Below are 16,013 nucleotides of genomic sequence, written 5' to 3' on the forward strand. Positions count from 1 at the left end.
TACGAAATGCGTTAATAAACTTTGTTTAGTATTGCTTAACTTTTAGCGTAAAGCAGTGTTAGACAAATGACATCAGTAAACCCACATTCGCGAGCGGAAGGTGATGTAAACAATACCGAATTTCGGAAGTATTGGGACAACACGCATAACAACGAGACTGCATCAGTACTTTCCAGGGATGCAAAAGCGTTTTTGCACCAGTCGTTATCTACCCCTTGTTTGGACGTTTTGGCGTCCAGTGATGGGGCGTTGGTGACTAATCTTCAGGGTAAAACCTATATCGATTTCCATGGCAACAACGTGCACCAATTAGGTTATCATAATCCGTACGTTATCGAACGCGTAAAACGCCAATTGGACACCTTAGCATTCTGTCCGCGCCGATTTACGAACCTTCCAACGATCGAATTGGCTGAACGGCTATCCGCGCTTACCGGCGGTCAATTGACACGCGTGCTTTTCGCGCCTGGTGGCACATCGGCTATCGGCATGGCATTGAAGTTGGCCCGTATTGCTACTGGCAACTACAAAACCATTTCCATGTACGATTCTTTTCATGGGGCGTCCATGGATAGCATTTCCGTAGGGGGGGAGTATATTTTTCACCAGGGGTTAGGGCCGTTGTTGGTGGGTAGTGTACATGTGCCACCCGTGGATCATTATCGGGGGATGTGGCATATGGCTGACCAACCGTCCGGAGACATGGCTTATGCCGATTATATCGAGTATGTTATCGAAAAGGAGGGCGATATCGGAGCAATATTGGCTGAAACTGTACGGAGTACAACCGTGCATGTGCCATCCGAAGGGTATTGGAAACGGATTAGGGAAATATGTGATAAACATCAGATCTTGCTCATTTTGGATGAAATTCCCACGGCCTTAGGGCGTACGGGAAACACATTTGTTTATGAACATTATGGTATTGTTCCAGATATCGTGGTGTTGGGGAAAGGTCTTGGGGCTGGCGTTGTACCTATGGCCGCTATCTTGTGTAAAGAATCGTTAAATGTGGCCGCCCACGTGTCCCTTGGGCATTTTACCCACGAGAAAAATCCATTGGGCGCAGCAGCGGCGCTGGCTGCGCTGGACTACATGGACGAATACCGCGTCTTGGAGCATGTTAATACGCTTTCAACGATTGTCAACCAACGTTTGAAGGCAATGAAAGCCTCGTATCGTGAAGTAGGCGATGTAAGGGGTATTGGATTACTGTGGGGAATAGAATTGGTGCAAGATAACGACAGCAAAACCCCACATCCGGTGTTAGCCGAACAGGTTTTATACCGCTGTCTGGAAAAAGGAATGAGCCTGAAAGTATCAGGAGGCAATGTGCTGTCGCTTTACCCACCACTGGTGATAGATGAGCAGCAATTGGGCGAAGCATTGGATGTGCTTGAAGAGGCCATTCAGGAAAGTATACAGTCATGATTGAAAGGAGGTACATGTCAGGCAGTCAGAAACCTCAGCACTAAACTATCGGAATTATGCAGCTAAACCGGGCCCAAATCGACCAAATCCAAACCCGGAATGCTGCACAACTATAAGGTATAATTTATTTGCGCAATATATGAACATGCAACGAAAATTGCTCGAAAATTTATTGAAATATACCATCTGCCTCATGCTGATGGTCATCACGGTTGGCGTTGTCTACGCAGCCAACCACCAATCAATCGAAATAACAGGCAACGTGGTGGATCGGGAAGGCGCAGGCCTTGCCGGAGTAACCATCAATCTAAAAGGCACAAATCGGACAACGGTGACCGGTACAGGCGGCAGCTATCGGATAGGCATTTCAAGTGATCGGGATGTTTTGGTATTCAGTGCTGTGGGATACCAAACGCAAGAGATTCCAGTCAACGCTCGTCAAACCATTGACGTGGTTATGGATGCTGATGTGCATGGGCTTGAAGAGGTGGTCGTGACGGCGTTGGGTATTTCCCGGCAATCCAAGTCACTCGGCTATGCCGCGCAGGAGGTAAAAGGCGACGAACTGACCCAGGTACGCACGAGCAACTTTGTGGATGGGCTGGCGGGAAAAGTCGCAGGAGTGACCATCGTAGGAAGCCCTTCTGGCATCGGGGGGTCTTCACGGATAACCATCAGGGGCGACAAGTCGCTTAATATCAACGCTAATCAACCGTTGTTTGTTATCGACGGAGTGCCGATCACCAATGACTTATTTGGATCTTCAGGAAGGAGCTTTCAAGAAACTGACTACGGCAATGGCGCTGGTTTGGTCAATCCGGACGACGTAGAGTCGGTCTCTGTGTTGAAGGGAGCCAACGCATCAGCGTTGTACGGCTCACGGGCCGCAAATGGTGTGGTACTCATCACCACTAAATCGGGGCGCGGTCAGCGCGGCATTGGCATCAGCGTAAACTCAAGTGTAACGTTTGACAACGCTTTGGTGTTACCTAAGTTTCAAAATCGCTACGGCCAGGGTATTAATGGCGAGTTTAGTTTTGAAGACGGTGCTGGAGCGGGCTTAAACGATGGGGTCGACGAAAGCTGGGGACCGCTACTGGATGGCCGGTTAATTAAACAATTTGACTCCCCGACATCAAATGGCTACCGCGGTGGAGACATTAACCTCGTGGATGACGGCCAAATAGGGAGCGCTGCGGATTTGGCAGCACGGGGTGAGATTACACCTACGCCATGGGTTGCTCGTCCGGACAATATCAAGAATTTCTATGAAACCGGGGCAACGTATATTAACAACGTTGCGTTATCGGGCTCCAATGAAAAGGGCGATTTCCGGTTTTCTTACACCAATTTTGATCAAACAGGCATCGTGCCCAATACCGATCTGCAACGCAATACCTTTTCGCTGAATGCCGGTTATAACTTGACTGACAAACTGGATGTGCGCGTGTCGGCCAACTACGTGAAAAGTAACAGCGATAATCGTCCAAACCTTACCTACGGTACGGAAAATATTAATTATTTGCTATATGGCTGGTTGGGACGCCAGGTAGACCTTGAACCGAAGAAGTCGATCTGGATGATAGGCAGGGAAGATATTGCGCAATTCAATTCCAATTACAACTACCATGACAATCCGTATTTCAACCTCGGCATCAATACCAACAGTTTGGACGACAATCGGCTTTATGGCAATGTGACGGTTAACTACCGGTTTAACGATTGGCTTAAAGCATTTGCCCGTATCGGTACCGACTATACGAATCAACTGCGCAACCGGCGTCGGGCATTCAGCACCCAACGGTTTCCGTTCGGGTCGTATCGTGAAGCGCGGATTGCCAACGAAGAGCGCAATATGGATTTCCTCCTGACGTTTTCAAAACCCCTCGGGTCGATAAATCTGGCTATCAATGCTGGGGGCAGCCAACGTGATGTCCGGGGCAACTCCATCGACGTAAGTGCGCCTCAGTTAATTATACCTGGCATATATTCCTTGGGTAACTCGCGTGTGGCATTGGTATCCGACCAATCCAACGTGCGGAAAAAAGTAAACAGTTTCTACGGTTCGGCGCAGATCGACTACAAGGATTTTCTCTTTCTGGAATTGACCGCTCGCAACGATTGGGCCAGCTCGCTCACCGTTCCAATGGGCGTGATGGCTGCGGCCACGTCTACCAACTCCTACTTTTATCCATCGGCTTCACTAAGCGTGGTGTTTAATGGGTTCGTCAACCTGCCCAGTTGGTGGTCATATGCTAAACTGCGTACCGGTTTCGCACAGGTGGGCAACGATACCGACCCTTACTCCTTTGCGCAACCCTACAATACGCTCGACCCTTTCGGTCCTTACCGGGCGTTTTCGGAGTCGGGCCGCCTTCCGAACTTCAATTTGAAGCCGGAGATTAGTGCGTCCTATGAGGTGGGTACCGAACTTCGCTTCTTCGACAGTCGGATCAACCTGGACTTTACATATTACACCATTACGACACGCAACCAAATCCTGACTAATGTGCCGCTTACGGAAGCGAGCGGTTACACCAGCATGGTGTTGAATGCTGGAGAAATACGCAACTGGGGCTATGAAGCCATGCTGAATACCGTACCGGTGCGGTCTGCAAGGGGGTTCCAGTGGGATTTGAATTTCAACTTTTCGGCCAACCGGAGCAAAGTCCTGGAGCTGGCCCCCGAGATGGGGATACGTAACTATCAAATGGCAGGGCGCTATGTATCTATTGAGGCCCGCGAGGGTGGACGTATGGGGGATATGTACGGATTGGGATACCGCCGGGTGGATGATCCCAACAGCCCCTACTATGGCGAAGTCATTTTTAATAGTGAAGGAAAGCCTTTGCCCACCCCCACCATTGTGAAACTCGGTAATTATAACCCCGACTGGTTGTTGGGGATACGCAATGGATTTACGTGGAACGGGATCAATTTAGGTGTTTTGTTTGACATCCGGTATGGTGGTGAGGTATATTCTCATACGCAAGTTATTGGTCGTGAGACCGGCTCAATCATTGAAACGTTAGAAGGACGCGCCGATGGCTACGACCTGAATGTGGCCGGCAACGGCGTGATCGGCAAGGGTGTTGTCCAACATGCAGACGGGTCGTATTCGCCTAATGAGGTGAAGCTGCCAGCCAGAGAGTGGCATACTTCGTACACCTTGGGAAGAAGTCTGTTGGAAGGCGCCATCTTCGATGCGTCTTACATTAAATTGCGGGAAATCAGTATGGGCTATACATTGCCTACGCGCCTCATGGGAAGGATGCCGTTTCGCGATGTACGCATATCGGTAATAGGCCGCAATTTAGCTGTGTGGTCCGATGTCCCCCACATCGATCCCGAAACATCGGCCATGAGCGGTGGTACGATCGTTCCAGGCGTGGAGGATATGGCTATGCCCTCTGCGAGGAGCTGGGGATTGAGTTTGAATTTCAGGTTATAATCACAAATGGCTCAAAAAATCAACGATCATGAGACGTAAAATCCTATTATTCGGCATCATGGCACTGCTTGTTTCAGTGTCATCATGCGATAAGAATTTCGAGGCGATAAACGAAAACCCCTATGCGATATTGAATGTGACGCCAGATCTGCTTCTCCCAACTGTTATCCGGGGGTCGGTAAACCGTGTGATGGACGATGGATGGTCCATTGGTAATATTGTCATCCAACAGACGGCCAAGATCCAGTTTGTCAATGAAGATCGGTACATATGGGGCGACCGGTCCGGCTTGTGGAGCAGCCTATACGGCGTATTACGAGATGTCAACAACCTTTATACCTTGAGTGATGCATCGGGTTTCAACAACTATAAGGGCGTGGCGCTAGTGATGAAGTCATGGATTTTCTCCGTACTGACCGACGCTTATGGCGATGTGCCTTATTCGGAGGCAATTCGGGGCAAGTCGGACGGGATTCTTACTCCAGTGTACGATCCGCAGGAGCAAATCTATGCTGGTATCTTGGCCGATCTGACCACGGCCAATGAATTGCTAGGATCCACAGAAGAAGCGATAAATGGAGACGTCCTCTTCGGTGGCAATGTACAAGCTTGGAGAAAACTGGCCAACTCCCTACGCTTACGGTATTTGATGCGCATTTCCGGCAGGACGGACGTATCTACGGCGATGCGCAGCATTGTGGACAATCCCAGCCAATACCCGATTTTCGAAAATAATGCTGACAACGCCACATTAGAGTATCTCGCGGAGGCACCCAACCAATTTCCATTGCATACCACACGCGTTGGGTCCTTTGATGAGTTTCGGTTGAGCAAGAATCTCGCAGATAAGCTCCTGGCATTTCAGGATCCGCGCATCTCCGTATTTGCACGGCACACGGCTGCAAGTGCAGGTACTTCCAATCCCATATATGTGGGTATTCCCAATGGGTTGAGCGACGTGGATGCCTTCAATTACAACGGTGGTGTGCAAAATGTATCACGGCTAGGAAGTTTGTATTTTGAAGATGCAATTACCGTCCGTGGAAGACGAGTGGCGAGGGGTTATATCATGGCTTATCCCGAGCTTCAATTCATTCTGGCAGAAGCCGCACAAAAAGGACTCATAACAGGCGCCGCCGCAGCCTATTATCGTGAGGGTGTCACTGCCGCGTTTGCGTATGTAGATACGCCTATGCCGACAGACTATTTGTCGCGCGGCGGCGTCGCTTTCCAACCGGATAGCGCGCTGGAACTCATTGGTACGCAAAAATGGATTGGCTTGTTTTTTACCGGGCTTGAAGCTTGGTTTGATTGGCGGCGAACCGGTTATCCGGAAGTGATCGCCGGCCCATCGAACCAAAATAACGACCGTGTACCGGTGCGTTATGCCTATCCATTGTCTGAACAGTCGCGCAACGCCGCAAACCGGGAAGCCGCAGTAAGCAGACAAGGGTCTGATGACATCAATACCAACGTTTGGTGGGACAATTGATTGCGAAGCACGACATAGCTATGGGAAAACCAACTTCAGAAAAGCGGGGCATTATGCTCATCGTCATCATGTCCTGCTATTTCTTACACCTGCATGCGCAGCAAAGCGATCACGTCGTAGGAGATTGGTGGTTTTGGCCCGACTATACGTTGGGCGAACGGGCAAAAAACCCGAAACAACACCAGTTGTTGTATCCAAGTGCCCGCTCCGCTACGGTGGCCTCGGAATCTCAATCCTACAGCTTTCTTGGCGCACGACCGACAGACAGGATTTCAGGAATCCTGCCGGTTGGATATTTCGCTAGACAAGCATTCACCCTGGAGTTGTGGATGGTCAATCACGTTAACCGCCCGATTGGCGCCGCGGTGTTGATGCGCAATCAGCAGTCACCTTTGGGTCTGTCATGGCTGCTGGGATATCACCATGATCGGCTGGTCTTTTCGTTAGACCCCCAAAAGGCAGACGCCGCAACAGCGTCTGCCACTATTGGCTACACGATTGAAAGGCAGAGATGGAAAGGCCGTTGGCTGCATGTGGTGGGCGCGTATGATGGCGAGAAACTAAGCCTCTTCATCAATGGGGAGTTGGTAGAGGCGCGTGATAGAATGGTGCCTTTGCCCTCCGGTAGTGGCGATTTGGAAATCGCCGCTTATATGGAAAACGAACCGTACATGCAGCTAGGCGATTTAGTCAAAAATGTCCGGCTGCTTGACCGCGCGGTTGATGCGGACGAGGTGGCTGCACGATTCGACATATTGAAGAATATGGTAGAAAATGGCAAGCTATTGCCGGCGCAATTTCATTTTAATGCAGGCCCCTACCTAAATGCTGTTACAGCCGAAAGTATCCAGCTGGTATGGGAAACAGACCGGCCTGCACGGGCAATCATTCGTTACGGCGAGTCGTTGCCTTTGACGGATAGCCTTGTATTGTCCATGCAAGCAGGCGAACCCCACGGGGGAGGGGTGAGCAGCCACATCCGTAAAGTAAAACTGGATAACTTGAAAGCTGCAACGCCATATTTTTATGAGATTGAGGCTATAGATGCCGATGGTGATACCATCCGATCGGGTATCTGCACATATAGCACAGCCAAGCCTGCTGCAGCACCTTATGCTTTTGCGATAATCGGTGATACGGAGGGAAGGCCCCATATCAACAACCGGATAGCACATTTGGTGTGGGACGAGCGCCCGGACTTCGGTCTACATCTCGGTGACATCACCGATGGGGGCGACAGGGGTAATAAATATGAATGGAATTACGAATATTTCACCGGTATGGGGCAACTGGTGGAACGGCTTCCATTTTTTCCGGTACCCGGCAACGGTGAGGGTGACCTTTATTGGTACCTCCGGTATCACTCCTTGCCCGACACCCAAGCGAATTATCATTTTTCCTATGGCAATGCAGACTTTTTCATGTTGGATAGCAATCGGCCTGAAGAGTTTGCGCCTGGCGGCAAACAATACCAATGGCTTGAAGAAAAACTGAGTGCTTCCACAGCCCGGTGGAAATTTGTCGCACACCATCACGCGGTGTACTCGGCCGATGAAGATGACTACGGTAACTCATGGAAAGGTAAGGCCGCTTTGGGTGACGCCCAAATACAACGGATTGTACCGCTATACGAAAAATATGGCGTGGACATGGTGTTTTATGGCCACCTGCATACCTATCAGCGGACTTTCCCGCTGATAGGTAACCAAGTCGACAAGCAGGGGGTCATCTACATCCAAGCCGGCGGGGCGGGAGGCAACTTGGAAGACTTCACACCGACCCGTGCTTGGTACAATGCCAAAACTTATAGGGGGTACCATTATTGCACGATACACGTCACGGGGGGTGACCTGAACTTGAAAATGTATGATATCGATGGGCGATTGCGCGATTATCTTGATATTCATAAAGGGGAGATCCAATGAGCATACAGAATACTTCCGAATCCGTAGTATCACGCGAACAGGGTGATATCAACGGCAGCGACCTGCGGAAAGATTATGTGAGCGAGTTGGACGGCGATACCTTAAAGTGGATAACAGAAGATACAGACGTGTTTTTGCATCAAGCACTTTCCACCCCGGTGATGAATGTGCTGACAAAAACCGATGGCGAATACCTCTATGATTTACAGGGACGGCGTTATCTCGATCTGCATGGTAATGGTGTGCATAACGCAGGCTTTTCCAATGCGCACGTCATCAACGCAGTTATCCGCCAATTGCAGGAGAAATTGGCTTTTACCCCCAGACGGTATACCAATATCCCGGCCATTCAACTGGCGAAAAAGCTGGTTGACATCTCACCCGAGGGGCTGTCGCGTGTCTTGTTCTGTCCCGGTGGTTCCGAAGCGATCGAAATGGCTGTCATGCTGGCAAAGCAGGTGACCGGGCGGTGGAAGACCATTTCATACTGGGATTCTTATCATGGCAATGGTTTCCAGTCATCAAGCATTGGCGGGGAGGAGCATTTCGCTACCGGAAATGGGCCCATGGTGCCGGGTGCGTTCCACATTGAATTTCCCAACTATTACCGTAACCCCTGGGGATGGCAGGATGAGGAAGCCATTGATGAGCAATATATCCGCCAACTGGAGCTGATCATCCAGCGTAACCCGGATATTGCTGCATTGGTCGCCGAGCCGATATCCGCCACACCCGTTGTGCCGTCGCGGTATTATTGGGAGCGGGTCAGAGCAATCTGCAACCAACATGATATCGTATTGATTTTTGACGAAATTATTGAAGGCTTGGGCCGGACGGGTAAGTGGTTTGCCTGCGAGCACTATGTAACGCCCGATATACTGGTACTCGGCAAATCGCTCGGCGGCGGCCTGCTTCCCTTTGCGGGCATCGTGGCGAGGGAGTCGTATAACGTCTTGCAGCACCGCTCGATTGGCCATTATACGCACGAAAAAAATCCGCTTTGTGCTACGGCCGGGCTTGCGGCTATTCAATTCATCGAGAAAGAAGGCTTGGTGGAAAATGCAGCTGCCGTGGGTGCTTACCTCAAGGAACAATTGACGATGCTGAAAGCACGGTTTCCGGTGATTGGCCATATCGCGGGAAAAGGCCTGCACCTCGGCATTGACTTGGTGAGCAACCCGTTGACCAAGGAGCGTGCCATTGCCTACGCGGAATGGGCGATGTACGAATGCCTCAAACGCGGTGTGGCGTTTAAAATCATTGAAGGAAACATCCTCACGATCCGCCCGGCGTTAACCATCAGCCAGTCCCAATGCGATGAATTGGTCAATGTATTGGCCGAAGTGTTTTCGATTCGCACAGACATCACATAACTTATACATAACAACTACAGCTAAATGGATATTGCATTAATTGTTTTTGACATCGCAGGAACTACCGTAAAAGACGACAACAAAGTAGGCGACGCCTTTCGGGCAACACTTCAGCATTTCGGGTATGATATTCCGCTTGAGCAGATCAATCCTTACATGGGCTACGAAAAAAATAAAGCTATCAAGGAGATCCTGAAAACCTACCAAAATGGAAATGTTACAATGGACGACGCACAAATTTCGGCTATCCACCGCTCTTTTGTAGGCCGGATGATCCGGTATTATGAGACATCCGAAGAAATAGAGGCACTGCCTAACGTGGAGGAGACCTTTGCAGTGCTTCGCCAACAGGGTGTGAAAATTGCCATCAATACAGGCTTCTCCCGTAACATAGCAGATGTCATTGTCGAAAAACTGGGCTGGTACGAACGCCAACTCATCGATTACCTCATTGCATCCGATGAAGTACTGCGGGGGCGGCCATATCCAGATATGATCCAGCAGTTGATGGCAAAGACCGGGATAACCGATCCCTTGCAGGTGGCTAAAGTAGGTGATACCGAGGTTGATATCAATGAAGGGAAAAACGCGGGCTGCCAATACGTTATCGGCGTCACGACGGGAGCATATACGCGCGAGGAACTTGAGAAATACGACCCTACACATATTATAGATGACATACGTGAGGTTGTAGGTATCATCGAAAAATGACATCGTTATGCGACGAGCTGCCCTCAGCCAATACCTAAGCCGGATGCCTTTCAGTTATATGACCGTCATTACGGCTTTGGCGGCTTTTGGATGTTATACCAGCATGTACGCCTTCCGTAAGGCTTTTACGGCAGGTACATTTGATGAGCTGTCCGTCTGGGGCATAGATTACAAGGTATGGTTGGTCATTGCACAGGTATTCGGCTATATGCTGAGTAAATTTTATGGAATTAAATTCATCGCCGAGCTGGGCCATCAAAAGCGGGGGTATAAAATTCTGTCATTGGTAGGCATTGCCTGGATAGCGCTAATGGGGTTTGCCGTAATTCCGGCTCCTTTTAATATCGTGTGCTTGTTTATCAACGGTTTACCCTTGGGAGTGATATGGGGGCTGGTGTTTTCATACCTTGAAGGACGCCGCACTACGGAGTTTCTCGGCGCGGTGATGAGCGTAAGCTTGGTATTTGCTTCAGGTTTTGTTAAGACGGTCGCGCGGACACTGATGGAACGGGTCCACGTGAGTGAGCACTGGATGCCGTTTTGCACCGGTTTACTTTTTGTTATTCCGTTGGTATGCTGCACGGTACTGCTGGAAGCTGTACCGCCGCCTGACGCGCGGGATAAGGCGTTGCGGACGGCAAGGGAACCAATGGGCGCACATGAACGGCAAGCTTTTCTCAAACGGTATTTGCCGGGTTTGTTGCTCACCATAGTTGCTTATCTGTTATTTACCATCATCCGCGACGTGCGGGATAACTTTGAGGTAGAAATCTGGGCCGATATCGGTGTGACTGGCGCAGCCATTTATGCGCAGACGGATTCAGCAATCGCTTTCATGGTGCTCGTGATGATGGCGTTGCTTATCTTTGTTAAAGACAACTTAGAGGCTTTTACATTGATTCACCTGATGATCATCCTGGGCTGTGTACTTGCAGGGGTATCGACCTGGTTATTCCAGCAAGGGCAGCTGGGCGGTATCGCCTGGATGAGCATCGCAGGGCTGGGACTATATATGGTCTATATCCCTTATAATGCCATTTTTTTCGAGCGGCTCTTGGCGAGTTTCCAACATCGCGGCAATATCGGTTTTGTGATGTATTTGGCCGATGCCATTGGCTACTTAGGCAGTGTGGCTGTGTTGGTCGTGCGCGAATGGGGTTTTGTTCATTTAAGCTGGGGAACGTTTTTCCAGCAGGCGGTGCTGATAGCGGCCATATTAGGTGGAATTTGCGTATCCTTGTCATTATTGTATTTTCGGCTGAAGCGAGCTCACCAGCTTAATAAACAACGGCAAGCATCGATAGACGGAACAATGACTTATTCAGGAATATGAACATCAAAAATAATAAAGCAGCGACTGTCATCGGAGCCGGCATCGTCGGACTGGCCACAGCGCGGACACTGATTCAGCAAGGTTACTCAGTAACCGTGTACGAGCGGCATCCAAAGGCGACAGGTGCCTCGGTGCGCAACTTCGGAATGGTCTGGCCAGTCGGCCAGCCGGAAGGTATCGCCTACGAGTGTGCCATTCGCTCGCGCGACGTATGGAAAGCAATCGGTACGGCCGCAAAAATGTGGCACGAACAGGTCGGTTCCTTGCATGTGGCCTATCACCCGCTGGAACTGGCGGTACTCGAACAGTACGCTGCACAATATGGACACACGCGCGATTGCGCGATGCTTACACCCGACCAAGTGCTGTCAAAATCGCCTGCTGTCAATCCCGCAGGTTTGCTTGGCGGGCTTTGGAGTGCGGATGAAGTGATTGTAGATCCGCGTGAAGCCAGCGCTAAGGTGGCTGGCTATCTTGAAGAACAGCACGGCGTCACATTCAGATGGAACACCAACATCAGCCGGATCAACGGTACGACCGTATGGACCGGCGATGGCACATTTCACGAGGCTGATCTGGTGGCCGTATGCAGCGGTGCTGATTTCGAGACCTTGTACCCCGAGCTTTATGCGGCTTCCCCCATCACCAAATGCAAGCTGCAGATGATGCGCCTCGTTGCCCAACCCGGCGCCTGGCGTATTGGCCCCGCCCTCTGTGGTGGGCTTTCCCTGCTTCATTACGGCTCCTTCCTGGCGACTCCCGCCAGTGCGGCGCTTCGGCAATGGGTCGAACAGGAGATGGCGGAATACCTGCGGTGGGGCATTCATGTGATGGCCTCCCAGCAGGGCAGCGGCGAGCTGACAATTGGCGACTCTCATGAGTACGGGCTGGCACCCGATCCCTTCGACAGGCAGTTCATTAATGACATGGTGATGGACTACCTGAAAACATTTACCCGTTTTAAGGACTACCGGCTCACACAGTCGTGGAACGGCGTGTATGCCAAAATGACCAATGGCAGTAATCACCTGCTGGCCCAGCCCGAAGAAGGCGTGTTTGTGCTAAACGCGCTGGGTGGTGCGGGGATGACGCTGTCCTTCGGACTGTCGGAACATGTTTTTGGCTCATAAATACGCTATACGCAACTCATAACACCGTAAAACAACCATGGAATCCAGAAGAACATTTCTAAAAAAAGCTTCCCTGCTTGCAGGAGCAGCGGCGGTGGCCGACGTGCTGCCGCCGTCTATCCAGCGGGCGCTGGCCATCGACGCGGCTGAGGGAAGTACGTATTTGGACGCTGAACATATTGTCTTCCTGATGCAGGAAAATCGATCGTTCGATCACTGTTACGGCACGCTGCGCGGGGTTCGTGGGTTCAATGATCCCAGGGCTATCTCGCTTCCCAATGGCTTGCCTGTATGGGTGCAGGCCAATGCGAATGGTGAGTGTTATACGCCTTTCCGTTTGGATATCCAAAACACCAAAGCTACCTGGATGGGCTCATTGCCCCATGGCTGGCGGGATATGGTACATGCCCGCAATAACGGCAAGATGGACACCTGGTTGGAAGCCAAGAAGGCCGGAAATCCGGAATACCAGCATATGCCATTGACCATGGGCTACTATGACAGGGAGGATATTCCGTTTTATTATGCGTTTGCAGATGCGTTCACGGTATGCGACCAGCACTTCTGTTCATCACTTACTGGTACCAGTGCCAATCGGTCGTATTTCTGGGCCGGGACCGTCCGTGAAGAACCCCGCAATGGCAACTCGATAGCCCATGTCGACAACGGGCAAATCAATTATAAAGACGTCACCTGGAAAACGTACCCCGAGCGGTTGCAGGAAGCGGGCATTTCCTGGAAGGTGTACCAAAACGAACTTAGCTTGCCTGTAGGTTTCGATGGTGAGGAGGAAGATTGGCTGGCCAACTTTACGGATAATAACTTGGAATTCCATCAGCAATATCACGTGCGCTTCCATTCAACCCACCGGGCATACATGGAAAAACGTGCCGAACAACTCCGAAGCGAGATAGCTGCGCTTGAGCCGGACACGGAGGCGTTGGCCGATAAGCAAAAGGAACTGACCCGGCTGCAAGCGGACTTGGAACGGTATAGCACCGTTAATTTTGATGCATTGCCTGAACGGGACCGCGAAATCCATCGACGGGCTTTCGTCACCAATACGGCTGATCCGGACTATGGAAAGCTGGAGACTATCCAGTACACCGATGAGGAAGGTGAGAAGGTGGTACGGGTGCCAAAGGGCGATATCTTCTACCAGTTCCGGAAAGATGTGATGGATGGCGTGTTACCCACCGTTTCATGGCTCGTGGCTCCATGCAACTTTTCTGATCATCCTGGAGCCCCATGGTATGGTGCATGGTACGTGTCAGAAGCGTTAGATATCCTCACCCAGCATCCGGAGGTATGGAAAAAGACCATCTTCATACTCACATACGACGAGAATGATGGCTATTTTGATCACATTCCGCCCTTTGTACCTCCGCTTACCGGGCGGTCCGATCAGGGGGCAGTAGCGCGTGGAGTCGACACGTCGGATGAATATGTGACTGCCGAGCAGGAAAAAATACGTACAGGCAATCCCGAGGCTACATTGGAAAGTCCTATCGGCCTTGGTTTTCGGGTGCCAATGGTGGTAGCTTCTCCGTGGACCAAAGGGGGCTGGGTTAATTCGGAAGTATTTGATCATACGTCTACCTTGCAATTTTTGGAGCATTTTCTCGAAAAAAAGACCGGAAAGCGAATTCATGAGCATAACATCAGCGCTTGGCGAAGGTTGGTCTGCGGCGACCTGACGTCCGTATTCCGCCCAGCCGGCACCGCCGGCAAGCTGGAGTTGGAAGCTTTGGGACGTGATGCCTACGTGGAGCGTATCTATTCAGCTAAAACCAAAGGATTACCGGGAAACTACCGCCTCTATGATCCTGCGGTGCCGCTATTGCCCCGCCAGGAGACGGGTACTAAGCCTGCTTGTGCCATCCCTTATCAACTCGCCGTTACTGCCGGCCTGGATAACGAACGTGCAAGCCTGGCCATGCAATTCGCTGCAACGGGCGATTTGCCAAAGACCAAAGTCATCGGCGTACCATTCCGTGTTCAGGCCATTGTGCCTTATATGGCGGACATGCCCGGGCGCACATGGGATTTCGCGGTGCGTGAGGACGAACCGTTGAGTTTTCATTGGCCGTTGCAGCATTTCGCGGGGGGTAAATATCATGTGCATGTGCATGGCCCTAACGGTTTCTTTCGGGAGTTTAAGGGTGGCATGGACGATCCGCCGCTGCAAGTCAAGGTCATTCCAGACACCAAAAGCGGCAGACTGAAAATAACGTGCACCGCCGATGAAGAGCTTCAGGTAACGGTGAAAGACCTGTCATACAGCAGACTGGAAAAGAGCTTCCAAGCGGGCACTGGAGAGCTCTTTTGGCCGGAACTGGCCGATTCAGGCGGTTGGTATGATTTATCGGTGCAAGTAGCAGGCTATCCCAATTATACGCAGCGCTTCGCCGGCCACGTAGAAACGGGAAAACCCAGCATAACCGATCCTCTGATGGGCGGGCAGGTACAGATATAACAATTTGATAATATCGGTGACTGAACACGGGTAGTTTTTTTGAATAATTTTGATGCCGAAAAAGTACCTAAGGCATAAAAAGGGTGAAAACGAAAAGCACGCTCACCGAATTGGAAGAAGTGGCCGAGCTGGCCAATGGCAATATCGGTGCCTTCAACCAACTGTATGAGCGGTATCACCAACGCGTCTACGCCAACATCCTGAAAATGGTTAAGGCCCCTGAATATGCCGAAGAAATTCTTCAGGATGTTTTTGTTTCGCTTTGGCAAAACCGATTCAACATACGTACCGGCGAATCCATAGGGGGATGGTTATTTGTCGTCAGCTTCAATAAGTCGCTTACCTTCTTGAAGCGCCGCCTAAAAGATTCCATCGAATTCGTGGCGACCTATCCTTTTGAAATCGCTGAGCAGGACGATACGGCGGTCGACGAAACCTATCGCTTGCAGATAGCTATTTTGGAGGAAGCCATCGACGAATTGCCGAAGCGAAAACGGGAAGTTTTCAGGCTTTGCCGGTATGAAGGCAAATCCAAGGAAGCCGTGGCCGAGCAACTGGGCATTTCACCCAAATCTGTTAAGGACTACCTCAAGCAATCCAATAAAGCCATTAAGGCTTATGTTTCCATGCGCTACCCCTATGCTGGTGAGACGACCTTGCTGTTGACATGGTTGGGTATGTGGTGATACGG

The 16,013-nt window shown here is 50.8% G+C and carries 10 protein-coding genes; all 10 read left to right on the forward strand.

Going from position 1 to position 16,013, the window contains the following annotated elements:
• Positions 1–66 precede the first annotated feature (66 nt).
• The 10 genes from pbfA (B5X72_RS01645) (at position 67) to B5X72_RS01690 (ending at position 16,008) form a co-directional block, all read left to right on the forward strand.
• Positions 67–1,431: a (R)-1-hydroxy-2-aminoethylphosphonate ammonia-lyase gene (gene pbfA / locus B5X72_RS01645; protein WP_079715056.1), complete on the forward strand. Its 1,365-nt coding sequence runs from the start codon at positions 67–69 to the stop codon at positions 1,429–1,431.
• A 139-nt stretch (positions 1,432–1,570) separates the two neighbouring features.
• Positions 1,571–4,882 (forward strand): SusC/RagA family TonB-linked outer membrane protein, encoded by a 3,312-nt coding sequence (locus B5X72_RS01650; protein WP_079715057.1) that lies wholly within the window; start codon positions 1,571–1,573, stop codon positions 4,880–4,882.
• Between the two features lie 28 nt (positions 4,883–4,910).
• The gene (locus tag B5X72_RS01655) at positions 4,911–6,374 is read left to right on the forward strand and encodes a SusD/RagB family nutrient-binding outer membrane lipoprotein (protein WP_079715058.1); all 1,464 of its coding nucleotides are present in this window, start codon (positions 4,911–4,913) and stop codon (positions 6,372–6,374) included.
• A gap of 20 nt (positions 6,375–6,394) precedes the next feature.
• Positions 6,395–8,299, forward strand: a complete 1,905-nt coding sequence (locus B5X72_RS01660; RefSeq protein ID WP_079715059.1) for a metallophosphoesterase — start codon at positions 6,395–6,397, stop codon at positions 8,297–8,299.
• Positions 8,296–9,672 carry a (R)-1-hydroxy-2-aminoethylphosphonate ammonia-lyase gene (gene pbfA, locus B5X72_RS01665; RefSeq protein ID WP_079715060.1) on the forward strand — a complete coding sequence of 459 codons (1,377 nt, stop codon included), beginning with the start codon at positions 8,296–8,298 and terminating at the stop codon, positions 9,670–9,672. The genes B5X72_RS01660 and pbfA (B5X72_RS01665) overlap by 4 nt, the downstream gene beginning before the upstream one ends.
• A gap of 24 nt (positions 9,673–9,696) precedes the next feature.
• Positions 9,697–10,383 (forward strand): HAD-IA family hydrolase, encoded by a 687-nt coding sequence (locus tag B5X72_RS01670; RefSeq protein ID WP_079715061.1) that lies wholly within the window; start codon positions 9,697–9,699, stop codon positions 10,381–10,383.
• Between the two features lie 7 nt (positions 10,384–10,390).
• A complete protein-coding gene (locus B5X72_RS01675) occupies positions 10,391–11,716 on the forward strand; it encodes a DUF5690 family protein (protein ID WP_079715062.1) in 1,326 nt (441 codons plus the stop codon).
• Complete coding sequence (locus B5X72_RS01680) at positions 11,713–12,846, forward strand: TIGR03364 family FAD-dependent oxidoreductase (protein ID WP_079715063.1); 1,134 nt, start codon at positions 11,713–11,715, stop codon at positions 12,844–12,846. The genes B5X72_RS01675 and B5X72_RS01680 overlap by 4 nt, the downstream gene beginning before the upstream one ends.
• Positions 12,847–12,883: 37 nt before the next feature.
• Entirely contained in the window at positions 12,884–15,322 is a 2,439-nt protein-coding gene (locus tag B5X72_RS01685; protein ID WP_079715064.1) for a phosphocholine-specific phospholipase C, read from the forward strand.
• A gap of 83 nt (positions 15,323–15,405) precedes the next feature.
• Positions 15,406–16,008 (forward strand): RNA polymerase sigma factor, encoded by a 603-nt coding sequence (locus B5X72_RS01690; protein ID WP_176146055.1) that lies wholly within the window; start codon positions 15,406–15,408, stop codon positions 16,006–16,008.
• Positions 16,009–16,013 lie beyond the last annotated feature (5 nt).

Source organism: Parapedobacter luteus (assembly GCF_900168055.1).
Taxonomy (GTDB): domain Bacteria; phylum Bacteroidota; class Bacteroidia; order Sphingobacteriales; family Sphingobacteriaceae; genus Parapedobacter; species Parapedobacter luteus.